Annotated in this window: 17 protein-coding genes, 1 tRNA gene and 2 pseudogenes; 15 read left to right on the top strand and 5 right to left on the bottom strand. The window is 36.3% G+C overall.

Translation table 11 applies throughout. From position 1 onward, the window contains the following. Positions 1 to 46: 46 nt before the first annotated feature. Positions 47 to 616 (top strand): DUF1003 domain-containing protein, encoded by a 570-nt coding sequence (locus tag G6R40_RS03135; RefSeq protein ID WP_165131411.1) that lies wholly within the window; start codon positions 47 to 49, stop codon positions 614 to 616. Positions 617 to 799: 183 nt separating this feature from the next. After that, positions 800 to 2989, top strand: coding sequence for a polyribonucleotide nucleotidyltransferase (locus G6R40_RS03140; protein WP_165131414.1), 2190 nt, complete (start codon positions 800 to 802; stop codon positions 2987 to 2989). A 115-nt stretch (positions 2990 to 3104) separates the two neighbouring features. Here G6R40_RS03140 and G6R40_RS15360 read toward each other — a convergent pair. From G6R40_RS15360 to G6R40_RS03155, 3 genes and pseudogenes are all read right to left on the bottom strand, one after another. Further along, a pseudogene (locus G6R40_RS15360) lies at positions 3105 to 4125 on the bottom strand (DNA polymerase beta superfamily protein). A gap of 50 nt (positions 4126 to 4175) precedes the next feature. Then, positions 4176 to 4340 (bottom strand): annotated as a pseudogene (locus G6R40_RS03150) (DNA polymerase beta superfamily protein); the annotation flags it as partial. Between the two features lie 61 nt (positions 4341 to 4401). Next, positions 4402 to 5778 (bottom strand): RtcB family protein, encoded by a 1377-nt coding sequence (locus G6R40_RS03155; protein WP_165131417.1) that lies wholly within the window; start codon positions 5776 to 5778, stop codon positions 4402 to 4404. A gap of 406 nt (positions 5779 to 6184) precedes the next feature. Here G6R40_RS03155 and G6R40_RS03160 point away from each other — a divergent pair, with 406 nt between their 5' ends. Next, positions 6185 to 7201 carry a helix-turn-helix transcriptional regulator gene (locus G6R40_RS03160; protein ID WP_165131420.1) on the top strand — a complete coding sequence of 339 codons (1017 nt, stop codon included), beginning with the start codon at positions 6185 to 6187 and terminating at the stop codon, positions 7199 to 7201. Here G6R40_RS03160 and G6R40_RS03165 read toward each other — a convergent pair. Both G6R40_RS03165 and G6R40_RS03170 read right to left on the bottom strand, forming a co-directional pair. Beyond that, positions 7198 to 9681: a hypothetical protein gene (locus tag G6R40_RS03165; RefSeq protein WP_165131423.1), complete on the bottom strand. Its 2484-nt coding sequence runs from the start codon at positions 9679 to 9681 to the stop codon at positions 7198 to 7200. The genes G6R40_RS03160 and G6R40_RS03165 overlap by 4 nt on opposite strands. A gap of 25 nt (positions 9682 to 9706) precedes the next feature. Next, positions 9707 to 10141 (bottom strand): type I restriction enzyme HsdR N-terminal domain-containing protein, encoded by a 435-nt coding sequence (locus G6R40_RS03170; protein WP_165131426.1) that lies wholly within the window; start codon positions 10139 to 10141, stop codon positions 9707 to 9709. Positions 10142 to 10149: 8 nt separating this feature from the next. Between G6R40_RS03170 and holA the strand changes: the two genes are divergently transcribed. The 12 genes from holA (at position 10150) to G6R40_RS03230 (ending at position 24472) form a co-directional block, all read left to right on the top strand. Beyond that, positions 10150 to 11184, top strand: a complete 1035-nt coding sequence (holA, locus tag G6R40_RS03175) for a DNA polymerase III subunit delta (RefSeq protein WP_165131429.1) — start codon at positions 10150 to 10152, stop codon at positions 11182 to 11184. A 193-nt stretch (positions 11185 to 11377) separates the two neighbouring features. Beyond that, the gene (gene trxB / locus G6R40_RS03180) at positions 11378 to 12346 is read left to right on the top strand and encodes a thioredoxin-disulfide reductase (protein WP_165131444.1); all 969 of its coding nucleotides are present in this window, start codon (positions 11378 to 11380) and stop codon (positions 12344 to 12346) included. Next, positions 12346 to 12714 carry a fluoride efflux transporter CrcB gene (gene crcB, locus G6R40_RS03185; protein ID WP_165131447.1) on the top strand — a complete coding sequence of 123 codons (369 nt, stop codon included), beginning with the start codon at positions 12346 to 12348 and terminating at the stop codon, positions 12712 to 12714. Before trxB ends, crcB begins: the two co-directional genes overlap by 1 nt. Positions 12715 to 12838: 124 nt before the next feature. Further along, positions 12839 to 12923: transfer RNA gene (locus tag G6R40_RS03190), tRNA-Ser, on the top strand. Between the two features lie 591 nt (positions 12924 to 13514). Next, on the top strand, positions 13515 to 14336 hold the full coding sequence (locus tag G6R40_RS03195) for a helix-turn-helix domain-containing protein (RefSeq protein WP_165131450.1): 822 nt from the start codon (positions 13515 to 13517) through the stop codon (positions 14334 to 14336). A 111-nt stretch (positions 14337 to 14447) separates the two neighbouring features. Further along, positions 14448 to 16475: a tetratricopeptide repeat protein gene (locus G6R40_RS03200; protein WP_165131453.1), complete on the top strand. Its 2028-nt coding sequence runs from the start codon at positions 14448 to 14450 to the stop codon at positions 16473 to 16475. A 120-nt stretch (positions 16476 to 16595) separates the two neighbouring features. Beyond that, on the top strand, positions 16596 to 17222 hold the full coding sequence (locus G6R40_RS03205; protein ID WP_165131456.1) for a response regulator: 627 nt from the start codon (positions 16596 to 16598) through the stop codon (positions 17220 to 17222). A 249-nt stretch (positions 17223 to 17471) separates the two neighbouring features. Beyond that, positions 17472 to 18890, top strand: coding sequence for a T9SS type A sorting domain-containing protein (locus G6R40_RS03210; RefSeq protein ID WP_165131459.1), 1419 nt, complete (start codon positions 17472 to 17474; stop codon positions 18888 to 18890). Positions 18891 to 19118: 228 nt separating this feature from the next. Further along, positions 19119 to 20894 (top strand): OmpA family protein, encoded by a 1776-nt coding sequence (locus G6R40_RS03215; RefSeq protein WP_165131462.1) that lies wholly within the window; start codon positions 19119 to 19121, stop codon positions 20892 to 20894. A 71-nt stretch (positions 20895 to 20965) separates the two neighbouring features. Next, positions 20966 to 22018 carry an RCC1 domain-containing protein gene (locus G6R40_RS03220; RefSeq protein ID WP_165131465.1) on the top strand — a complete coding sequence of 351 codons (1053 nt, stop codon included), beginning with the start codon at positions 20966 to 20968 and terminating at the stop codon, positions 22016 to 22018. A 375-nt stretch (positions 22019 to 22393) separates the two neighbouring features. Next, positions 22394 to 22798, top strand: a complete 405-nt coding sequence (locus G6R40_RS03225) for a LemA family protein (RefSeq protein WP_262887662.1) — start codon at positions 22394 to 22396, stop codon at positions 22796 to 22798. Positions 22799 to 22801: 3 nt separating this feature from the next. Beyond that, positions 22802 to 24472, top strand: coding sequence for a DUF2207 domain-containing protein (locus tag G6R40_RS03230; RefSeq protein ID WP_165131468.1), 1671 nt, complete (start codon positions 22802 to 22804; stop codon positions 24470 to 24472). Positions 24473 to 24495 lie beyond the last annotated feature (23 nt).

Consider the following 24495-nt stretch of genomic DNA (forward strand, 5'->3'; position numbering starts at 1 on the left):
TGATTGCTTTTTTAATAATTAACTTTGCAATCAGAAAAAACGAAGTATGAAGCTAACAGAAGAAAATCAAGAAAAAATTTCGGCATTAGAAAAAATTGCTAATGGCACAATGTGGTGGATTGGCTCAATCCCCTCATTAATAGTTCATACGATTTTCTTTTTATTATGTTTTGCCTTACCAGTTTTTGGCATTGTTGATTGGGACCACATGTTATTGGTTTTAACGACTTTATTATCTTTAGAAGCGATTTATTTAGCAATTTTTATTCAAATGTCTGTTAATAAAAGTTCAGAAAATATAGAGGTTCTGAGAGAAGATGTTGAAGAAATCCAAGAAGATATTGACGAAATCCAAGAAGATATCGAAGAAATTAGCGAAGATATTGAAGATATCAGCGAAGACATAGAAGAAATTAATGAAGATATCGACGAAATCCAAGAAGATATTGAAGAGATAAATGACGAAGATGACGAAGACCACAGCGAACGTGCCAGAGCCGTCATGTTGAAAAGCAAAGTTTCCTCTAACCGTTACGAAATCAAACAATTACGAGACAAAATAAAAGAGCTCGAACATCTTATTGAAATTATAAAAGAAAAAGAAGAGGAAGATTAATAATCGTTTGGTAATTATTAAAATTAATTTGTTACTAAATTGATATTTCTTTAATTGTCTCATATTAAAATTCCTTCTTTATCAAATTAACAAATTCCCATAAATTCCGTATCTTTGCCCACGAAAATTTAAAGAGTTTAAATATTAAAACACTCAATACGGAGTGTAAAACAAAATTAATTTATGAGTGCACCACAAGCAATCACAGAGCTAATTACTCTTGCAGACGGAAGAGAAATTACGCTTGAAACAGGTAAATTGGCGAAACAAGCCGACGGTTCTGTAGTCGTAAAACTAGGCGGAACAATGCTAATGGCAACGGTTGTAGCCAACAAAGAAGCTAACCCTGGCGTTGACTTTTTACCATTAACAGTAGATTACAGAGAAAAATTCTATGCAGGAGGTAAAATTCCTGGAAACTTCTTCAGAAGAGAAGCGAGACCATCCGATCAAGAAATTTTGACAATGCGTTTGGTAGATAGAGTTTTGAGACCTTTATTCCCTGAAGATTTCCACGCAGAAGTTCAGGTGATGATTTCCCTAATTTCTTACGATGGACAAACAATTCCTGATGATTTAGCTGGTTTAGCAGCTTCTGCAGCTATCGCAATCACCGATATCCCTTTCAATGGACCAATGTCTGAGGTAAGAGTGGTAAAATTAGACGGAAAACTTTCTATCAACCCTAAATATGAAGATTTAGCCAACGCTGAATTGGATATTATGGTGGGAGCAACAAAATCTTCAATCGTAATGGTAGAAGGTGAAATGAAAGAAATTTCTGAGCAAGAAATGTTAGAAGCTATTCAGTTTGCGCACAAAGAAATCATCAATCAAATTGAAGCTCAAGAAAGATTAGCTGCGAAAGTAGGCAAAGCTTTCCCAAAAAGAGAATATAACCACGAAACTCACGATGAAGAAATTCGTGAAAAAGTGTGGAAAGAAACTTACGATAAAGTTTATGAAGTAGCTAAAACGCCTTCTGCAAAAGAAGAAAGAGCGGAAAACTTCAAAGCTGTTCTTAATGATTTCTTAGCTCAATATACAGACGAAGAAGAATTAGAAAGAGTAACACCTTTCGTTAAAGTATATTACCACGATGTGGAAAAAGAAGCGATGCGTCAAATGATTTTGAACGAAAAAGTTCGTCTTGATGGTCGTGATCCACAAACGATTCGTCCAATTTGGTCAGAAATCGATTATCTTCCAGGAGCTCACGGTTCTGCCATCTTTACAAGAGGAGAAACTCAGTCTTTAACAGCTGTAACTTTAGGTTCTATTAAAGATGCTAACATGGTGGACAGCGTAATTACTAACCACGACGAAAAATTCTTCCTTCATTATAATTTCCCTCCATTCTCAACAGGTGAAGCTCGTCCGTTAAGAGGAACTTCAAGAAGAGAAGTTGGACATGGTAACTTGGCTCAAAGAGCTTTAGCAAACATGATTCCTGAAGAAAATCCTTACACCATTCGTGTAGTTTCTGATATTTTAGAATCTAACGGTTCATCTTCAATGGCAACCGTTTGTGCAGGAACATTAGCATTGATGGATGCAGGGGTTCAAATTAAAAAACCTGTTTCTGGTATCGCAATGGGATTAATTACGGATGAAAAATCAGGAAAATTCACGGTTCTTTCAGATATTTTAGGAGATGAAGATCACTTGGGAGATATGGACTTTAAAGTAACTGGAACAGAAGACGGAATTACGGCTTGTCAAATGGATATCAAAATCCAAGGTCTTTCTATGGATATTATGGAACAAGCTTTAATGCAAGCAAAAGACGGAAGATTACATATTTTAAATAAAATCACGCAAACCATTGCTGAACCAAGAGAAGATGTGAAACCTCACGCTCCGAAAATGGTGATGATGGAAATTCCTAAAGATTTCATCGGCGCAGTAATCGGACCTGGTGGAAAAATCATTCAGCAAATGCAGAAAGATACAGATACAGTAATCGCTATTGAAGAAGTTGGTGAAATCGGACGTATCGAGATTTCTGGTGTTGACAGAGAGAAAATCAATGCTGCAGTTGCGAAAATCAACGAAATTACCTTCGTACCAGTTGTCGGTGAAGTTTACAAAGGAAAAGTTGTAAAAGTAATGGATTTTGGTGCTTTCGTAGCGATTGCTAAAGGTACTGAAGGTCTTCTTCACATTTCTGAAATCGAATGGAAGCGTCTGGACAAAGTTCCTTACGCTGAAGGTGATGAAGTTGAAGTGAAATTCATGGGTTACGATGATCGTAAGAAAATGAAACTTTCAAGAAAAGTTTTGTTGCCAAGACCACCAAGACCAGAACAAAAGCCAAAAGCTGAAAACACTGAAGCTCCAGTTCAAAACAATAATCAAGAGCCACAAGCTTAACAATAGAAAACCATCGCATTTGCGGTGGTTTTTTTATGAGCATTGCAGTGTTTAGTTTTTGGCGCGGCGGCGAAGCCGCCGCGCCAAAAAACTAAACTATAATTACGAGAACAATTTATAAATACAAACTATTTCTGATATCAAATAAAATTTTTTCAGCTTTTTTTAAATCTGGATAATTTGGAAGATTTGAAAATTGATGCAAATTATTCATTTTCAAAATTAATTCATCAGCATATTCTAAAAGTTCATCATAAGAACGATTTCCTGCTTTAATGTCTAATAATTCATCTCTATTTTCCACACGAATATCTAATGTAGATTTTTCAAAAATTTGTACTGCTGATTGTAATAACCGAATGGTGTGCATCATGTTTTTAGAATCATAATTTTTACCGTGTTTTTGATTGGTATCATAACGATCTTAATTCCTTTCATTCACCCATTTCCAGTATTCTTTAAAATAAACAGAATATGCGTCTTGGTTGAAAAATAAATAGGCAACCAATTTTTCACCTTTCGGAATCCGAGGACAAAGAAACTTCGTTAGAGTCTTCATTTTTTATAATACCACGATAGTTTTTATTATCTTCAAAATCATAATACAACCCAAACATTCCTTTGGAATTGGGTATTTTTACCAATCCGCATTTTTCTTGTGAGAATTTATTTTCTGCTAACCAATTTTTGCAAGGAATAGAAGCGGATTCCTGTAAAATAAAACAAAAATCCAAAACATCTTTTCTTTCTTTTTCTAAAAGATTGACAATTTTCTTTTTTAAACCCCTAGCTTTCTGAATTTGAGCCGAGGCATAACCTCCAAAAATATCTTTGCATAATTTGGATAAGAAATCTTCAATTTTTAAGTGATTCATCAATGGAGGTTTGTACAAAATACAATCTTATGGCGCTGCCAAAATCTCCAAAATATTAGGATTGTTTTTCAAGAGTAATTCCACAAAACGACCAATTTCATAATAAACTTCATCGTTGGTTTCGTTAGAAACTTGAGGAATGTATTCCAAACCATAAAACATCTCTTTCGGCAAATAAAAAACTCCGCGAATATCCGTATCTGATTTTTCAGTCGCTAATCCAAAAGCTTTGCTTCCTGAGATGGTTTCTAAAAGAATCAAATTATTTTTTTAAAGAAAATCTATAGTTATCATCTTACCAATTTAATAAGTGAAAGATACCAATCTTTTGTATGCTTGTATATAAATCGGATATCATAATCACTGTCTGGAGATGCAAATCCCCAAGAACGATTTCCCGATTCTATTGCTAAAAGTATTTCTATATTTTTCTCTTTTTCAAGAGCTTTTAATTTTTCTAATATTTTTGTTTTCATTGCAATTATAATTAAAAAAATGAATCTAGACTCTTGGTTCTTGAATCTAGATTCTTTTTATCTACTTTCTAAATTTCTTCTTCTTCCAAGACGCATTTTTCTGCACATCACCTGCCATAATACATCCGTAAGGTAAAACCTCGTCGATGACTTCGCACAAGCCAAACTCTTCAATTTGAGCACGAACATTCTGGGCATTTTTGTAAGCACTTGGAAGTTCAGAAATATCAATATCATTGGTGAAAAATCGTACATCCAATCCTTGGGTTTCTTCCTCAAAAACTTCCTCGATGGTTTTATGAGCCAACGATCTTTTATGTTGCGTTCTGCTAAAATTTCTCCCTGCTCCGTGAGGTGCGAAACCTAAATTTCTCTCGTTTGCAGCACCACTTACAATCAACACAGGTTCTGCCATATTCAGAGGAATCAATCGTGGACCTGTGATGTCAGGAAGAAATTTGTCGTCAAGCGGCGTCGCACCTTTGGCATGGTAGAAAGTATCTCCATCTCTGAATACGAAGTTATGTTCGTTCCAATATCTATCAAGTTTTTCAATATTTAATTGTTCTAAAGTTGCGTTATGAATGGCTTCATGGTTTTCTTTTGTCCATTTTCTTATCAATTGCAAAGCGTTCCAATATTCTTGTCCTTCTTCGGTTTCAAAAGGAATCCAAGCATTTTCTTTCAAAGTTTCTGGAGAAAGTTCCATTCGGAAACGGTTGGCGACTTTCATTCCTTTATCGTACAAAGCAGCACCTGGAGCTCTGGAACCATGATGTGTTACCATCATTGTATTTCCTGTATTTTTAGAAATTCCTACGAACAAGAAATGGTTTCCGTCCCCTTGAGTTCCCATATGCGAACGTGCGATTGAAATCAATTTTTCATCATTCAAAAAAATATTTTCTCTGAAAGCATCCATCAATTCCTGAGACATTTCCATTTGCTCACCTCGTGGTCTTCCGCCATATCCGAAATGCGTGATAGAATGTGCCGCATCTAATACTTCTTTAGGATCAACTTTCCCAAAATCCGTCAACATCACCGAACAACAAATATCCGCCGAATGAAAACCTGGATGAATGGCATTTTTCGCCGCCACCACACCACCAACAGGAATATTTCCTTCTGGTCCAGTCGGACAAGCATCTGGCATAATCGCTCCCGAAATCAAAGTAGGTGTTTTCATTAAAACGTTCATCGTGTTGATTACTTTTTCAACATTGTCGGTTTCAGATTCGTGTTCCGCTCGAATGTTGACTATGAAATCAATTGGATTTTCATGCAACGGAATTGGATCTGTAGATTTGAACTGCTCCAAATAGTCCATCATTTCATTTTCTTCTAACTGATTTTCGTTGATGTATTCTAAAGCTTCAGCAAACCATTTTTGGGGTTGAAATCCTAAAGCGATTAATTCGTTTCCTGTAATTTTCATTTTGTTTATTTTTTATTTGGGCAGCTTTTTCCGCCTTCCGTTCCCGCTTTTTTGTTTCGCTACGCTACACAACAAGAGCTCCACTCAAGTCGGGCTGCAAATTTGTTATACAATTAATAGTTGTTTCAATTTGATGATGCAAAGTAAAAACTCAATTGCGCAATCTTTTTGCGTAGTAAAAAATATTTTCTATTTTTATTGAAATATTAGGATTAAAATAAATTCATAATGTGCAACGGGGGTATTTCTGCTATTTTTTGTCATTTCGACGAAGGAGAAATCTTTTTTGAGATTCTTCACTACGCTTCGCTTCGTTCTGAATGACAACCTGGACCAATAATAAATTGAAACTAATAAAAAGATTAACAATTTCAAATCTCAAACTTCAAATCTCAAAATCAGCCTTATGTCTTCTAATAAAAACGCTTTAATCCGCTACAAAACGCTCGACAAATGCTTAAAAAACAAGTATCGAAAATATACTTTGGAAGATTTAATGGACGAATGTTCGGAAGCTTTGTTTGAGTTTGAAGAAAAAGAATCTTTCGTGAGCAAACGTACTGTACAACTGGATTTACAGAATATGCGTAGTGAAAAATTCGGTTATGAAGCGCCCATTGAAGTCTATGAACGCAAATTTTACCGTTACAGCGATCCCGATTACAGCATTCATAATATCCAAGTGAATGAAAGCGACTTGAAAGCGATGAATAACGCGATCCAAATTTTAAAACAATTCAAAGATTTTTCGATGTTTAAGGAAATGAATGGTGTGATTCAAAAACTGGAAGATTCTGTGAATTCTGTTCAGCAAAAATCCATTATCCATTTAGATAAAAATGAGCAATTAAAAGGTTTAGAACATATTGATATTTTGTATCAAGCCATTTTGAACAAGAAAGTTCTTCGAATTTTGTATAAAAGTTTTACTGCACGAGAAGCCAATTACATGACGGTTCATCCGCAATTACTGAAAGAATACAACAACCGTTGGTTTTTGATTTGTTGGCATAAAAACAAAATTTACAACCTCGCTTTAGACCGAATATTAGAAATATCAATTGATGAAAAATCAGATTACATCAATAGAGAATTCAATGCTGATCGGTATTTCGGAGAAGTAATTGGTGCCACGGTTTCGGAAACACAACGACCACAAAATGTGATTTTCAGAATGGTGAGAAAACAAGCGCCTTACGTTATTACAAAGCCTTTTCATCATTCGCAAGAGATTATTAAAGAAGACGAAAATTATATTACTTTCCGAATTCGGGTGCAACTTAATTTCGAACTAGAGCGTATGATTTTGGGAATGGGCGAATTTATCACCGTTTTAAAACCCAATAAACTACGAGAGAGAATCCAGAAAAGTGTGAGATTGGCGAGTATAAATTACGACTCCGAAATCCAAGATAACAATTAAAGCAAAGTCTTTTTAAGACCTTCCATAAGGCCTTTCCAGAGTATATTAAAAAATGAACGTTCTGGATCTCTTTCTTTAGTAATTTTTACCGTTTTGCCTCCATCTTTTGCATTGCTTCGCACAAAGACATTTACAGCTTTATTCAAAAATTTCTTTTTTTCACCTTTTTTATTTAGAAAATTAACATAGACTTCGTGGTGATTTAAAAAGAAATTTCCTTTAATAATATTTTTATTCCCAAAATAATCGAAGTGCAAATAGTTAATCTCACCATCCAAAGTGATGTTAAGATAAGGCCGTACAAAAAGATTGACTTCATTGGCAGAAAGGCCTTCGATTTTACCATTAATTTTGAATTCATCCATTAGGTTTAATACATCAAAAGTCCATAAAACTTTCGTTGGTGCCGTACCAAAAAATTTGAAATTGCTATCAATTGTGACAAGGCTAGGGGCGGATTTGACTTTGCCATTTCCAACATTTTTGATATTGGCGTTGAAGTGATCTAGGAATAATTTCCCTGGTATATTACTATTAACCGCATCTTCTTCATAAGAAATATAAGAATTTTTGATCTTTACCAAATTGGCAAAAAGTGGTGGCTTTATATGTCTTAGTTTCTCACTGAACATGCTGCGCAAACTTGTATCTTCAGGCGGCAACAAATCTCTATAAATACTACATTTTACGCCATCTAAAACAACTTTATCTAACAGAATTTCATCGTGATTTTCTAATAAAGAATGGCGATTGAAAATCTGGATTTTTTGAGCAAAGATATCGTAAAGGTCTTCTTGTTTTTTGATGATTCGAGAAAAGGCTTTTCTGCTATATTTCGATTTTAGGGTCAATTGATTTATTGTACTTAGTTTTCCATCATTCTGAATGTTTTTGATGCGCAACGTATAATACTTCCCTGCATCGATAAAGATCTCATCCGCATTTATAAAGTATTTTTTTATACTAAATGGAATTCTATTTTTTGCTGTTTTTTCATCAAATTCAAAATGATCAAAAGTGCCATTTATTTTTGAAATCGAAGATTTCGGTTGTCCATCCGATAAAATATGTTGAAATCCAGCATTATTAAGCTTAATATTTTTAATTTCAATACCGAGATTAAATGTTAATTTTTTTTCATTCTTAACCGATTTGTTAAGCTTAGAAATCATCGCCAAATTAGCATCATCAACCAACAGATTATTGAGTTTAAATTTAATTTTTTCACCATCAAATTTCGTGTTGATTTTATTAAAAAAAACTTGTCTAATAGTACCAGACCAAAGATTTTGATTTGCTGTTTTTCCTGCGACAGCCAATTTTACAGAATCTAATTTTAAATCCGAATTATCGGTAAAAACTTTACCAACAAAAATTTCTTGATGATTATTGGCACGAACAAAAAGTTGCGAAATAGCAATTTTGTGCGACCCAAATTTGAAAGGAACTTTCTCCTTAACCGTATTTTTATCCAGGATAATTTTTGACAAATTAACATTAAACTCCTCAGCAGAAGCAGACTTGATTTTGCTATTATTCTGGACAAGAAATTTGCCTTTATTTAATATAATTTCATGCAGTGCTATTTTTACATTAAGCTCTTTTGGCGCGTTTTTGACAGTCTTTTTGTTGAGCGAAGTAATGATAATAGTGGGTTCGTCAAAAGTCGCAGATTCCGCAATCAGCGAGTCGCGATTAATATTAAAATCCTTTGCTGCAAAGCGTTTTACACGGAAATCAAATATATTTTTTGATTGATATTCATTAGGATTTTTGATTGGATTGAGATGAAAATTAAGAATCTCAATTTCTTTGTTTTGAGTATCTATTTTATCAGCAAGAATTTGATAATAATCGTTAATCATTATCACCGAATTTTCAGCTTTTATAGCTACTTTTTTAAATCCAATCGGAAGTCTGGAATTATCCGAATTGTTCAAATCGATATCTTCTAAATCAACATTGATTTTATTAGCATTAAAAACGGTTTTACCATCATAATTTATGGCTTTAATTTCTGCATTTTCAACTTTTAAATGATGGACAAAAACATCAGGTTTTGTCCTTTTTTTATTGTTTTCATTTCCGTTTTTACCCAAACGGATCTTGAGATTGGCATTCTTAAAACTAATATTTTCAGCTTTATAAGATTTGGAGAATACAGCTTTGAAAACTCCAAAATCCTGCACCAACAATTCTCCAATTTTTCCAGAAATCTGAGTTACAGAAGTGTCTTTAGGATTTTTATTTTTAATATCAACATCTTGGATATGAAGATTCCCCGAAATCAAATCAAAACTAAAGTTTTTCAATTCGACTTCGTAAGGCGTCTTTTCGTTGATGAGATCAGGAAGTTTTGATTTTAAATAAAGATTAAGCACCAACGGAAATGCTACCAAAATCAACAAAATAACAGAAATACTTGTTAGGATAATTTTTTTCCATTTCGAAGTTTTGTTGTGCGTTACTTTGTGTTCCATTTGATGGTTTTAAAATTAAATTTAATCAAAATTCAAATAACTCGAAGCGGTATTGTCCGTCGTCGTATTTTGCATAAATGTGCTGTAATCCGTTGGACAAGATAATCTCTGGCGCTTCTATAACCGAATTGTACCTTGCAATCTGTTCAAATTGTTTCTCGGTTAGCTTGACATTTGGCGCCTTCAGTTCTACTAAAATTTGTGCTTTTGTACGATGCGTTACCAATAGATCCAGACGTTTTGTCGTGGAATTCAGTTCCAATTTTTGTTCCAATATTAGGGAAGACGCGTTTTTAGCTTTGATTATCAAGAAATAAGCTACCCAATGCTGTCTAACCCATTCTTCGGGCGTTAAGACCAGCCACATCTTGCGCACCGAATCATAAATAAAAAATGTATCTTTGTCTTGCTTGATTTTAAAGTCAAATTCGGTACTGAAATTTAGTTTAGGTAGTTGCATAAAATCTGATGAAAGATATAGAAATTGTCCTCAAAAGTATTAAAAATAAAGAATTTTTACCAATATATTTCTTACATGGTGAAGAGCCATATTATATTGATGTCGCGACCAGACATTTTGAAAATGACGTTTTAGAAGAGGATGAGAAGGCTTTTAACCAAACGGTAGTTTATGGAAAAGATACCAACTATGGCGAAATATTGTCCTTAGCGAGACAATATCCCATGATGGGAGAGAAGCAACTTATCATTGTAAAAGAAGCGCAAGATCTGAAATTAGAAGAATCTGAGTCCGATGCTTTTCTTGCCTATCTCGCATCACCAGTAGAATCTACGATCCTTGTTTTTGCGCACAAACATAAAAAACTTGATTCCCGAAAAAAGGTCAGTAAAGAACTTGCCAATAAGAAATTTTTATTTTTAAGTGATAAAATTAAAGACTCACAATTAGCGGGTTGGATACAATCGGAAATTGAAAGATTCGGGTACAGATCTGCGCCGAATATCAGCTTCTTACTCGCAGAATATTTGGGAAGTGATCTTTCCAGAATCGCTAATGAACTTAATAAACTAAAACTTGTTCTGAAAGAAAATGATGTCCTCAACGAAAAGATTGTTGAAGAACACATCGGCATTAGCAAAGACTATAACATTTTTGAACTTCAAAAAGCTTTAGCTACAAAAAATAAAGAACGTGCTTTCAAAATTGCTTATTATATGGGCAAAAACAAGAAAACAAATCCTATCCAAATGTCGATAGGCGCGTTGTACAAGTTTTTCTCAGACCTTATTATGTACCATACTTTGATAGGGCAATCGCCATCCATTATCGCCAAAGAAATAGGTGTAAATCCCTATGCCATCCAAAATTTCGCAGAAGCTGCACGTTTTTATCCTTTAAAAATGGCAACCAGAATTATTTCCGTTATCCGTGAGATGGATCTTAAATCTAAAGGTCTCGGTGTTCGTCAAATGGAAGATGATGAAATCTATGTTGAAATGACATTTAAAATTTTAAATATCGACCAACTCAAAACTAAATAATTTTTAATAAATAAACTTCTACAAGCGATTTTGATGATTATTTCAAAATCGTTTTTTATTTATTTTAAAACAAATAAATTTCAATAACAATATCTAAATTACAAAATTGAAAAAATTCATAAGTCAAAATTAGTAAGTCCTAAAATTAATTACGATTTTTGACAATTAGATTTTTAAAAACGAATAAAAGTATATGGAAAACATTTTAGATTGCGTTATCGTAGGATCGGGACCAGCAGGTTACACCGCAGCAATATACGCAGCAAGAGCTAACCTAAAACCAGAATTATTTACAGGACTAGAGCCAGGTGGGCAGTTGACAACCACGACAGAGGTTGAAAACTTCCCTGGATATCCCGATGGTATTACAGGTCCCGAGATGATGATGCAACTACAAAAACAAGCAGAACGTTTCGACACTAAAGTACACTATGAAATGATCAGCAAAGTTGAATTTGCGACAAAAAGAGGAGGGGTACACAAGCTTTCTACAGGAAGTCGCGAAATTTTGGCAAAAACAGTAATCATCTCCACAGGTGCTCAGGCAAAATATCTTGGTCTAGATGATGAAAAAAAATATGCAGGCGGTGGCGTGTCGGCTTGTGCAACATGTGACGGATTTTTCTACAGAGGAAAAGATGTTGTTGTTGTTGGTGCTGGGGATACAGCTGCAGAAGAAGCAACCTATCTTTCCAAAATCTGTAACAAGGTGACCATGTTGGTGCGCAAAGATCATTTCCGTGCTTCTAAAGTCATGGTAGATCGCGTGATGTCCACACCGAATATCGAAGTAAAATTCAATCATGAATTAATTGGTATAGAAGGGGAGAACGCAATGGTAGAACGCGCCGTTGTTATCGATAACCAAACTCAAGAAAAATCAACAGTCGATGTACACGGTATTTTTATCGCCATTGGCCACAAACCCAATACCGATATTTTTAAAGATCAAATTACCTTGGATGAAAACGCCTACATCATTACCGAAGGAAAGTCTTCTTTAACCAATCTACCAGGTGTTTTTGCTGCCGGTGATGTACAAGACCATCATTACAGACAGGCTATTACTGCTGCGGGAAGTGGTTGTATGGCTGCGATGGATGCAGAAAAATATTTGGGCGAGCTACATGGCGAAAACCACAATTGGGTGGAACAAGATTAATGTTAAGAAATTTAATTTTAATATTCATAGGAGGTGGGATAGGCAGCATACTGCGCTATCTCATCTCTTTTTTTTCGGCGCGGTTTATCAAAATAGGGAGTTTTCCTTTAGCCACTTTATGTATTAATCTCATTGGATGTTTTCTCATTGGCTTGTTGGCATCTTATTTTATTAAGCATGACAGCACTTTGAAGTTTCTTTTCATCACAGGTTTTTGTGGTGGTTTTACAACCTTCTCAACTTTTTCCGCAGAAAACCTCAGTTTATATCAAAATGGAAATTATATTTCTCTGTTTTTTTATGTTTTATTGAGTGTCGTTATTGGTTTTTTTGCTGTATTGATGGGAGCTAGCATAATTAAAACTTAAATTTTTAGTTCTGAAAATTAGAGAGTTAAAAATATGTTCTAATTTTTTATTAAAAATATTTGCATGGCATTGAAAAGCTTTCTATATTTGCACCACTGAAAACAACGATACAAACGGTGTTTTTGGAGAGATGGCAGAGTGGTCGATTGCGGTAGTCTTGAAAACTATTGACTGTAACAGGTCCGGGGGTTCGAATCCCTCTCTCTCCGCGAAAGAAATATAAAACCTATAAATGAATGATTTATAGGTTTTTTTTATTTCAAAACTGAACAAATTTAGTTGAATCAAACTTAGAAATCCTGAATCAGTTTCGACGACTTTTCCTTCTTCCGAACAACGTATTAAATGATTCTTCTTTGCACCAAGCAATTTTCATTTCCTTATTTTTTATTTTCTCACGTGGACAAGTGAGATAACCGCCTTAGCAATGGATGCGCATCCGTGAGATGCCCGATGCGCATTGGACAAAGCACGCGTGCGCATCGGTGACATGCCCGATGCGCACGCGTTACCCATTTTCTATACACGCTGTGTTTATGGTACCTCAGAGGGGGTAATCGCGGATAAGAGGTGGAATTCTTTCTTGTTCAGATTAGGGTTTTAGGTTTAGGTTTATGTTTAATTCCGATGCTTTTAAATGAAATGGTGAAATTATTTAGGAAATAACAGAACATATTTTGCTTCGATAGGATAGGCGTTTTAATTTTTTGAAATTGTTTTTAGACTAATTTCCTCTATATCCAAAAAAGCCAGGTTATTTTTTTATTATATTTACATAATGTTTAATCCATTGTGTAGGTATGATTTACAGAATTTTTCATCCCGTTCCTATTTTAGCCGATGTTGTAGAACATTATTGGTATTCGAAGATTGACCTTTCGGAATCTGTCGTACAACATTATGCAACACCACTTTTACAAGGATTGGCTTTCAATTTCAATTTGAAAACAGAAGAACATGAATTTGCCAATCATAAATATACCTTGGATAAATCGGCTTATATTTTTGGGCAACCTACTTGTCCGCGTGTTATAACTACAAATGAAAAAGGGGTCGATATTTTGGGGGTGAAGTTTAAACCTTTAGGAATTGCCAAGATTACCGGAATCAACATGGAAAATATGGCCGATAAAATAATCGCTGTAGATGCTATTTGGGGCAACGAGTTGGAGCTGCTAAGCGATGAGATGCAGTCGGCACCCAACCTTGAAAGCACTATAAGCGTTCTCGAATCTTTTTTGATTAATAAATACCTACATACCAAGCTGCATTACCGAGTGGACAGTGTACAGAATGCCTTAGCTCTTATCGCCTATGCGCAGGGGAATATCGATGTGAAAACGCTTCAGGAAAAGACCAATATCACCCGCAAAACTTTGGAAAGGGCATTTAGAAATTATTTAGGAATCCATCCAAAATTGTATTCCCGCATTATTCGTTTTAATGCGATAAAAAATGTTTTAGATCGTACATCTATGGATTGCAATCTCACTGCACTTGCCATGGATTTCGGGTTTTACGACTGTTCTCATTTTATTTCAGAATTCAAAAATTTCTCCGGCTTAACGCCTCATACCTACCTGAAAAATAGTTCTACTGAATTTACTCGGGAGTTCGTTTAGATCCATTTTGTCCCTTTTCTCCTATATCATTACATTTTTAGAAAATAACTTTGTATGATTCTGAAATACGGTTAACATGTGGAATGCTTCATCCGATCAAATTCATCAGTTATGATACGATTTTTATTGGTTTCGTTACTGGTTCTATTAGGCTATCCTAAAAATCTATTGGCCCAATCTCCCGTACAATTGGACAGTCTGCTCACGCATGAGAAAACACTGTCGGATGGAAGTGAAAAAATTAAAACATTAACGTTCATAGGTTTCAATTATTCCAGAACATCTCCCGAATTGGCAAAATATTATTATAAAAAAGCCATTGAAATTGGGGAAAGAATAGAAGAAAACACCAGCACATCTACAGTCTATAGCCAGATTGCAAATTTTTATAATACTCTTGGAGAAACCGATAGCGTGGAGTATTTTTTACAAAAAGCCCGTATAAAAGCCGAAAAGGCAAACAACAACAACAGTTGGGCTACCTATTATCAAAACAGAACACTAATCAACAAAAAACAGAAAAAATATGAAGAAGCCATCAGCTACGGAAAAGAGTCGTTGAAGTATTGTCTTGCTTTAGGTAAAAAATCGAATATTGCTGGTGCGTACTTGAATTTGGGAAGTTGCTATGTGGGAACTAAAAACTTTGAAACCGCCGCGGATTACTATTACAAAGCTCTCAAAATATTTGAAGAAATAAAAAATGAAAACGGAAAAGCATTTTCCTATAATAATCTGGGCAATGTCTATAAAGAACTCAATCAGCATAATGAAGCGATAAAATACGCCAAACTTTCTCTTGGCTTAAAACAAAAATTGAATGATGAAGCAGGCATGTCAACCAGCTACATGCTGATCAGTGAAAATTATCACATGCTGAAAAATTACAAATCGGCGCTGGAGTATTTAAACAAATCCATCGGTTTGCAAAAAAAATTAAAAAATAAATACGAACTTGTTAATAGCTACCAACTGCAAGGAAGAATTTTCAGAGGGATGATGGATACAGTACAAGCCATAAAATCTTATAATCCCGCTATTACCATTGCTAATAAATTACAAAATACCAAACTGGTAAACGAGCTGCAAACCGAAAAACTAATCCTGACTCCGGTCCATAAAATTTCGGACAATACCACACAAAACATCGAAACCAATCTCAACTTATCCAAAGAAACCAATGATATCAATACCCAGATGCATAATCTGGAATACCTAACCCAATTTTATCATAAAACAGGAAACTACCGAAAAGCATTCAATTACCAATCGGAATTTTATCAGCTCAAAGATCAACTCTACGGCTCCGAAGTGTTACAAAAAATAAAAGCTCGGGAAAGAAATTATGAACTCGAAAAAAAAGAAGCCGCCATAAAATATTTGGAAAAAGACAAAGAACTGAAAGAAAACCAGCTGCAAAAGCAGCGCATAGGAATCTATGCATCCGTAGGAAGCATTCTCTTCATACTGATTATTGCCTCTTTGCTGTTCAACCAGAACAAAATTATTCAGGAGAAAAAACGCTTGCAGGAAATGGAAGCCATGCGCCACAATATCGCAGGAGATTTGCATGATGATATTGGCTCTACGCTTTCCAGTATTCAGATTATCAGCAGTTTGGCATCCGACCAATGCAAACAAAACAAAAACTTGCAGCATTCCATCAACCAGATTCAAGAGCTTTCGGATAAAGTAGCCTCTGGACTTCAGGAAATTGTATGGTCCGTAAATCCCGCTAATGATAAGCTGAACGCCATCGTTCCGCATTTGCATAAATTGGCTGCAGATGTGCTTGGAGCCAATGAGATTGCTTTTAAATTCAAAGAAAATATTGCCGACCTCCACAAAGAAATGACCCCACAACAGCGCAAAGATCTGGTGATGATATTCAAGGAAGCCCTGAACAATACCCGAAAATACAGCGGTACAGAGCGCGTGGATATTCAGATCAAACAAACCGCACAATTAATTGCACTACACATCAAAGATTACGGCTGTGGTTTCTGTACCCAAACCGTAAACCGCGGAAACGGTCTCAGCAATATGGAAAGAAGAGCCCGAGAAATCAATGCCGAATTAGCTGTACACAGTAAACCCGGAAAAGGAACCTTCCTTTCCCTGAAAATTCCCCTCTCCTAATTATGGTATGGACAGGTACTAAAATTATCAGGAAATTTGTAAAAATTTTTGAAAACGCAAGATTTTTAATGAGTTAAAGAACAATTCAAAAAAAAACAAAACCCTGAAACACAAAAGAATATGCCAATAAAAGTTTTATTGTATGAAGATAATACGGAGCTGAGAGACAGCCTCTCATCGCTCATTGCCTTTTCAGAAGATCTGGAACTTGTGGCGGCTTATGAGCATTGTGCAGACGTACTCCGCCATCTTGATACGTATGATCCCGAAATAATCCTGATGGATATTGATATGCCCGTGATGAATGGACTGGAGGGTTTAAAACTGATTCGTTCCATCAATACTGAAATTCCGGTTGTTATGCTCACTATTTTTGATGATAATGAACATATTCTCAACTCCATTATGAATGGCGCAACGGGATATATTCTGAAACAGCATCTTACCACAAAATTAGATTTTGCCATTAAAGAAGCACTCAACGGCGGTGCCCCGATGTCACCTGCGGTTGCACGTTTGGTTTTACAGCATATCAATAATCCCGGTAAAAAAAACTACAACCTCACCGCCCGCGAAAAAGAAATTCTACAATCTTTAACCGACGGAAATAGCTATAAAATGATTGCAGCCAATGAAGGCATCAGCATCGGTACAGTAACGACGCATATTAAAAATATTTATGAAAAATTAGGAGTGCATTCCCAAGCCGAAGCGGTAAGCAAAACGCTGAGAGAAAGAATCCTATAACACAATCAAAGTAGTTTTTTTATAAGGAAGGTGGCCGTTCAAATGATAACGGTCACTTTTTTTTAAAGTCAAGAATTAAGAGCCTCCGATAACCGACAACCGACAACCATCAACCATTTCCTCCCTTATTTATGGGATGGTGAGACTTTTCTATTGAGTTTAATTTTACACCAAGAAATCAGAGTCTATCATCAATTGAATTTTAAAGACTCTGGAAAAATAATTGAGTATAAACCTAATATTAATATCATGAAAAATTTATTTACACGATTAGTGGGTATGATGATCATTCTTTTTGCTTTTCATAATACCTTAGCACAACTTCCCTTAAATTGGGAGAAATCCATTTTTTTTCCAGGAACCAGTTCCGAAATTTTTTCGGTAACAACAACCTATGACGATGGGTATGTCGCGACCGGAATTACTTATAACAGCAATGATTTGTTTGTTATAAAACTCGACAAAAACGGAGTCGAAAAATGGCGATATATAAAAAAGTTGAGCAACTTCAATTTTGTGAAAGGCTATGAAGTGATACAAACTTCTACTCTTGGGATTATTGTTGTAGGATCCTACAAAACATCGACAACCGAATACAAAGGTTTTATGATAAAACTCTCTGCGAATGGCAATGAAATGTTTACGAAATTCTTATACGGGGTAGGAAGTTCAGAAATTTATTCGATTGCAGAAACCCAGGACGGAAACTTGGTTTTTTCGGGCTGGACAAGAAAAGTAGACGGAACAGACGGTACTTGGCGAAGAAAAACCGATATGGCTGGTAACAATATTTGGGATCATTTTAATATATTTAGACAATACGGTATATCCATTCTTCCCATTACCACTATGTTGAATGTCAACCAATATCTGCTTTGGGATGTAGCAGACAGTAAAATAGCGAGTTTATACATCTCTGAGTCTGGAAGTATCTACAGCAATACTGATCAACAGGTTCTTAATGTAGTTCCGGGAGGTTCTTTAGGAAAATCGATCAATGGTTTTTCTCAGATTGGTACAACCAACCTTAGTCACCCAACGAACGCACAAGATGTTTTTGTACGAAAATACACCGGTAATACATCAGGAGGTTATACGCTTAATTTCAATAAAACCTATGGAGGTAGCGCCGAAGAAAAAGCCTACATCGGCGGACGACAAATTGTACAAACCCCTGATGGTGGTTATGCATTCGTAACCTCTACAAAATCCAATGATGCAGATGTGAGCGGCAACCATGGCGGTTTTGATATGTGGGTGGTGAAAATTAACAGCAATGGTACGCTCTTATGGCAAAAATGCTTGGGAACTACTGGCAATGATTACGGTTTGAGTATTGATAATACCAAAGACGGTGGTCTAATCGTTGGCGGAAGCAAAAACGGAAATGCTTGGCTCGTAAAACTTGGCGGAACTTTGGGAACCAATGAGAGTTCAAAAAATAAAGTAACAATTTACCCGAATCCTGTGAAAGATTTGCTGAATATTTCCTCCGAAAATAAAATTGAATCTGTGAATGTTTTCAATCTTGCAGGACAGAAAAGCCTTTCCAATCCTCAACTGATCAACGGGCAACTGAATGTTTCCCAGCTCACCTCCGGAACCTACTTGCTGGATATCACCTATCAAAACGGTGAAACCGAGACGGTGAAAATTATAAAAAAATAACAACAGAGTTTTAAAATGTATTTCAGCCTTTCAGTCTTTGCAACACTGAAAGGTTTTTTTGTTAAAGTCAAGAACCAAGAATCGAGAGGCTTCGATTCCGCTTAGCCTCCGATAACCATCAACCATCAACCATGAACCATGAACCGAAAACCATTTCCTCCCCTATTTATGGGATTGTACCCATTCCTCCCTATACCTACTTTTACAAGAACTTTCAAATCCATACTAATGAAAAATTTAAAATTTTTATTCCTGCTATTTCTTTCAGGAATTTTCGGACAGATTCACGCACAAACAGAAACCCAGCCTTCGGTTACCTCGCAAACGGAGTATTCCGGATTTCGCATTTCGGCTAGAGGTGGATACGATTTCCCTTCCTCTTATGAATTTGATCAAACCACTCCTTTCCTGGATTACAAAGGCGGATTAGAAGTTGGGATTTCCCTTGATTACTATTGGAGCTGGTTTGGGATTGGCGCTGATTTCGATTACCTTCAGAATAAAGTAAAAAATACATTTCCTACTTCCAATCTGTTGGATCCGTATGAACACCCGATTAACCAGTTCACCCTCAATGAAAACAAAATCACCAGGATGTTTTACGGAATTGGTCCTGATTTCAAATTCCTCGCCACTCCAAACTCTGATTTTGAGCTTAAACTGCGTGCCGGATTATCTTCAATAAAAGGTGGAGAAACAGAACTCATCGGCAAGTCCGATAATCCACAATCTTACGGGCCTATTTTGCTCAATGATCACGAAGGTTTTGATGGAGATAAAAACGTTTTTGCCGGAAAAGCTTCTTTGCAATACAATTATTTTTTCAGCAAAAATGTGGGACTACACCTCGGCGGTTATTATATGTATCACCACAACGCCTATGACTTGAAAAATGAAACAAAAGGTTTTTCCAACGGATTTATAAAAACCAATAATCTTGGCAATACTGAAATGGTGAGGACTCCTATTGTACGAGTCGATCCCGTTCAGGGAAATATACAGTCTTTTGGTGTTTTCGCCGGACTTACCTTCAGATTTAACAAAAAAATTAAACCTATCGTTACCGAAATTCCTAAACCGACGGAATGTACTATTACCGTAATGGCAAAAGACAAATACACGGGCGATATTATTCCAAATGCCCAAATAACATTGCTTGATGGAAATGGTAACACGATAAAAAGTGCGACAACCGATGCTTCAGGAATGGTAGAATTTAATCAAATTGAAAAAGGAAACTATAGCGTTGCCGGAAATTTTAAGGATAAAAACCTGGAAGGAACTACCGTGGCAACTTCAGAGTTTGATGATTGTGTTAAAAAAGGAGGTATCAAGAAAGAGGTATTGCTGAATGACGAAAACTTTATTGTCATGGGCAAAGTGGTCAACTGTAAAACTTCAGAACCCATCAGCGATGCTTCGGTAATCGTTAAAAATAACAAAACAGGAGCTTTAGAAACGTACACTTCCGATGCTAAAGGTGAGTTTTCTTTTGTTGCACTGCCACATACCGCATATACCCTCTACGGCAAAAAAGCAAATTACCTATCCCAAAATATCACAGTCACAACCTCGGACTATACCAGAACCAAATCTCAGTATATCCAGATCCAAATATGCATGGATAAAGTGGACTGTAATGACGCAATCATTCTGAAAGACATCCTTTACGATTTGGATAAATCCGTGATCCGAGAAGATGCAAAACCGGAGCTCAACAGATTGGTGCAATTCATGAAAGATAATGCTGAAGTGCATGTTGAATTGTCTTCACATACCGATAGCCGAGGTTCTGATGCCTACAATATGAAGTTGTCTCAAAGAAGAGCGCAGTCTGCTGTAGATTATATCATTTCTCAGGGAATTGCCAAATCCAGACTGATCGCAAAAGGCTATGGCGAAAGCAAACTGCTCAACGGATGTTCCAATGGAGTGAAATGTTCCGAAGAAGAACATCAATTGAACAGAAGAACTGAAATGAAAGTAGTCTGTACCCACAAATAATTAAAGAAAAAAAGTGTGTACCCGCTTTTGATGCGGGTACACTTTTCTATCTGTTTTAATCAAAAATACGAATGATGAAAAAGTTATCTTTCATTTTGCTCATCACATTTCTGTTCATTTCCGCATGTTCATCTGACACAGATCCCAATGCACCCATTACATTAAAAACGATAATCATGAAAACATCAACAGGAACTGCAACATCTTTTTTTATTGATGACCAAAACAAGCTCTTTGCCTGTGGCAATAATTCCAAAAATCAATTGGCTTTTGGTGCCACTTCTTCACAATATGTACCCGTAAAAACAATGGAAAATGTAAGCGAAATTGCTTCCGGAGAATATCATACGCTAATCCTGAAAAATGATAAAACACTCTGGGTAATAGGAAATAATGACGATGGACAATTGGGTATTGGGAACAACAATAGTCTGGCGAATCCACAACAAATTGCCACTGATATTACCGCAATTGCAGCAGGAAAAAATTTTAGTTTCTTCGTTAAAAATGATGCCAGTCTTTGGGCAATGGGAAACAATGTTTTTGGACAATTGGGCAATGGAAATACCAACAACCAAAACGCACCAGTGAAAATTCTGGATCACGTAAAATCCGTTTCTGCCGCAACAGCACACACGCTTATCCTAAAAACAGACGGAACACTCTGGAGTTGCGGGCGAAACTCTTCCTATGAATTGGGCGATGGAACTGATGTTAATAAAAATAGTCCGGTAATGATCGCCACCAATATTACCCAAATGAGTGCCGGAAACCAATTTTCTATTTTCCTGAAAAGTGATGGGAAATTGTACGGTGTCGGCTTCGATGGAGCGGGTCAATTAGGTGATAACAGTACTTACACAGTACATAGTCCCAAAGAAATTTTAGCTGAGGTGAAACAAGCCAAAGCCGGATTTGGACATACTTTAGTAGTGAAAAACGACGGCAGTGTTTGGTCCGCTGGATTAAACAATTTCGGACAATTGGGAAATGGCAACAACACCAATCTTGGTCGATTTGAAAAAATTGGCGATAATACCAAGCAAATCAGCGCCGGGAATTACCATTCACTTTTGCTGAAAAATGACGGTACGGTTTGGAGTTCGGGGAGCAACGGCAGCTGACAATTGGGGACCGGAACAGGATTAAGCGACCGAAATACTTTGGAGCAGGTTAAACTTTAATCAGTTATTCAAAATGAGGGAACACAGATGTTCGCTAATGTGGAAGTCGTATTGGCAACGCTGTATGACAGTGGCGATGAGTACTGAAATGCACTGTGCATACAGCATTGTAACTAAAGATAAAGTCTTGAAAAGAACATTAAATCAATCCTTATCATGTATATCATCGGACTTGTAATTATCATTGGGCTTGTATTAATTGGTACGCTTGTCAGCATTTTCAACCGCTTTGCAAAAAACCGCAATCAGGTAAAAGATGCGTAGAGCAACATTGATGTAGCGCTAAAACGCCGCCACGACCTTATTCCCAATCTCGTGAACACGGTAAAAGGCTATGCCACACATGAACAAGAAACCTTTGAAAAAGTAATAGTGGCAAGAAATTCAGCGATGTCTGCATCGCAAAGCGACATCAATACACAAATAAAAGCCGAAAACCAGTTGCAACAAGCATTAGGAAAACTCTTTGCCCTAAGTGAAGCCTATCCCGACCTAAAAGCCAATACCAACTTTCTGGATTTGCAGGAAAAACTCAATGAAATAGAAGAAAACCTAGAACGCAGTCGAAGATATTACAACAGCACGGTACGTGAAAACAATACCTATGGGGAAAGTTTTCCGGGAGTTGTATTTGCCGGTATGTTCCATTATCAGCATTTCGATTTCTTTGAAGCCCTTGCTACAGATAGAGAAAATATAACAGTAGATTTTAAAAAATGAGCAATGAAAAAAATCGCACTCATACTGTTCTTCGCGTTTGCTTCTATTTTTGCATTTACACAGGGTTTTATTGTTGATCAATTTACGGCTGACATTTACCTGAATAAAGACGGTTATTTTGATGTGGTTGAAAAATATGATGTCAATTTCACCGATGCTAAACACGGTATTTTCCGGGATATTGTTACCGATTACAAATTACAAACCGCCGATGGCAAAACCGAAAAACGTCACCTTGTTATTCAAAATATCGAAGTTCCGGGACATCCGTTTCAGGTCAACAGTAAATTAGAACAGCGCACCGAAGATAAAATTTCCATTAAAATAGGCGATAAAAACCAACTCGTAACCGGCCCACAACAGTATGAAATCAAATACAGGGTGTATAACGCTTTCTTTTTTGATGGCGATCTGGTACAGTTCTATTGGAATATCAAACCATCGGGCTGGTTGGCTATTTTCCAAAACGTACAATTCAATATCCATATCCCCGACGGTACACCACTTTCTGCACAAAACTGTTTTGTCTATGCCGGAGTGCAGGGAACAACAGAACCCTCGACTGATTTTGACTATTCCTATTCAAAGAATGTCTTTTCAGGAAAGAACCACCAAGATTTCTTTTCCATTCCGGGGCAGGATATAACACTTTTGGTAAAAATACCGCGAAACACAATTGCTGAGAATTTTATTTCGGTTCCGCTTTGGCAACAATACGCCTGGATCGGAATCTTGGCCTTCCTGTTATTTCTATTTTGGATGCTATGGCTAAAATTTGGGAAAGACGATAAGGTGGTTTCAGTTACTTCTTATTATCCGCCAAAAGGGATTGATCCTGCAATGGCAGGCTATTTAATTGATGATAAAGACGATAGTTCCGACCTCATTGCGTTTTTACCACACTGGGCTTCTCAAGGTTACATCACCATCGAGGAAATCCCGAAAACTGGAATCTTCGGTACGGTCGATATGAAATTGGTTCGACTAAAAAATATCGCTGAAACCAATTCTTCGGATTATGAACAGCACTTATTTCAAAGTCTGTTTGGGATTTGGGGAAATACCGTTTTGATCAGCAGCTTGCGCAATACATTTTATGTAACGATGAATGTGGCAAAAAAAGAGCTAAAGGCTGCCGCACAAAAATATTATGAATCAGAGTCCAATAAAGCCATGAAAATTACAACTGGAGTTGCTGTAGCGCTGGGCGTAATACTTTGTCCGATATTTCTATTTGTATATGGTGTCTTGGCGGCAATAGCAGCACCGGTGGTTTGTGTATTCATTGCCTTGATGAGTTTTTTTATGCAAAAGAAAAACAAAACCGGAAATGCCATTTTTTCTGAATTAAAGGGTTTTAAACAGTTCATCAAATTAGCAGAAGTGAACAGAATAAAAATGTTGATTGAGCAAGATCCTCAGTATTTTGAAAAAACCATGAGCTACGCATTGGCATTTGGTTTATTGGAAAACTGGGCCAAGAAATTTGATGCATTAAATATTGCTCCGCCAAATTGGTACCACAGCAGTGGAACGCGAATGATGGGAATGCATGCGTTCTCCAAATCGTTTTCCGGAAGTATGACATCTGCACAATCGTCAATGATGAGTGCGCCTTCATCATCTTCATCGTCAGGTGGTGGATTTGGCGGCGGTGGCGGCGGAAGTTGGTAGAAATTAAAAAACATAAAGTTTAC

The sequence above is a fragment of the Chryseobacterium sp. POL2 genome (assembly GCF_011058315.1).
In the GTDB taxonomy this organism is placed as follows: Bacteria; Bacteroidota; Bacteroidia; order Flavobacteriales; family Weeksellaceae; genus Soonwooa.

What these genes read in the sequence shown, in the direction of transcription:
- G6R40_RS03135 (WP_165131411.1), top strand. Translation starts at nt 47, where the DNA reads ATGAAGCTAACAGAAGAAAATCAAGAAAAAATTTCGGCATTAGAAAAA.
- G6R40_RS03140 (WP_165131414.1), top strand. Translation starts at nt 800, where the DNA reads ATGAGTGCACCACAAGCAATCACAGAGCTAATTACTCTTGCAGACGGA.
- G6R40_RS03155 (WP_165131417.1), bottom strand. Translation starts at nt 5,778, where the DNA reads ATGAAAATTACAGGAAACGAATTAATCGCTTTAGGATTTCAACCCCAA.
- G6R40_RS03160 (WP_165131420.1), top strand. Translation starts at nt 6,185, where the DNA reads ATGTCTTCTAATAAAAACGCTTTAATCCGCTACAAAACGCTCGACAAA.
- G6R40_RS03165 (WP_165131423.1), bottom strand. Translation starts at nt 9,681, where the DNA reads ATGGAACACAAAGTAACGCACAACAAAACTTCGAAATGGAAAAAAATT.
- G6R40_RS03170 (WP_165131426.1), bottom strand. Translation starts at nt 10,141, where the DNA reads ATGCAACTACCTAAACTAAATTTCAGTACCGAATTTGACTTTAAAATC.
- holA (WP_165131429.1), top strand. Translation starts at nt 10,150, where the DNA reads ATGAAAGATATAGAAATTGTCCTCAAAAGTATTAAAAATAAAGAATTT.
- trxB (WP_165131444.1), top strand. Translation starts at nt 11,378, where the DNA reads ATGGAAAACATTTTAGATTGCGTTATCGTAGGATCGGGACCAGCAGGT.
- crcB (WP_165131447.1), top strand. Translation starts at nt 12,346, where the DNA reads ATGTTAAGAAATTTAATTTTAATATTCATAGGAGGTGGGATAGGCAGC.
- G6R40_RS03195 (WP_165131450.1), top strand. Translation starts at nt 13,515, where the DNA reads ATGATTTACAGAATTTTTCATCCCGTTCCTATTTTAGCCGATGTTGTA.
- G6R40_RS03200 (WP_165131453.1), top strand. Translation starts at nt 14,448, where the DNA reads ATGATACGATTTTTATTGGTTTCGTTACTGGTTCTATTAGGCTATCCT.
- G6R40_RS03205 (WP_165131456.1), top strand. Translation starts at nt 16,596, where the DNA reads ATGCCAATAAAAGTTTTATTGTATGAAGATAATACGGAGCTGAGAGAC.
- G6R40_RS03210 (WP_165131459.1), top strand. Translation starts at nt 17,472, where the DNA reads ATGAAAAATTTATTTACACGATTAGTGGGTATGATGATCATTCTTTTT.
- G6R40_RS03215 (WP_165131462.1), top strand. Translation starts at nt 19,119, where the DNA reads ATGAAAAATTTAAAATTTTTATTCCTGCTATTTCTTTCAGGAATTTTC.
- G6R40_RS03220 (WP_165131465.1), top strand. Translation starts at nt 20,966, where the DNA reads ATGATGAAAAAGTTATCTTTCATTTTGCTCATCACATTTCTGTTCATT.
- G6R40_RS03230 (WP_165131468.1), top strand. Translation starts at nt 22,802, where the DNA reads ATGAAAAAAATCGCACTCATACTGTTCTTCGCGTTTGCTTCTATTTTT.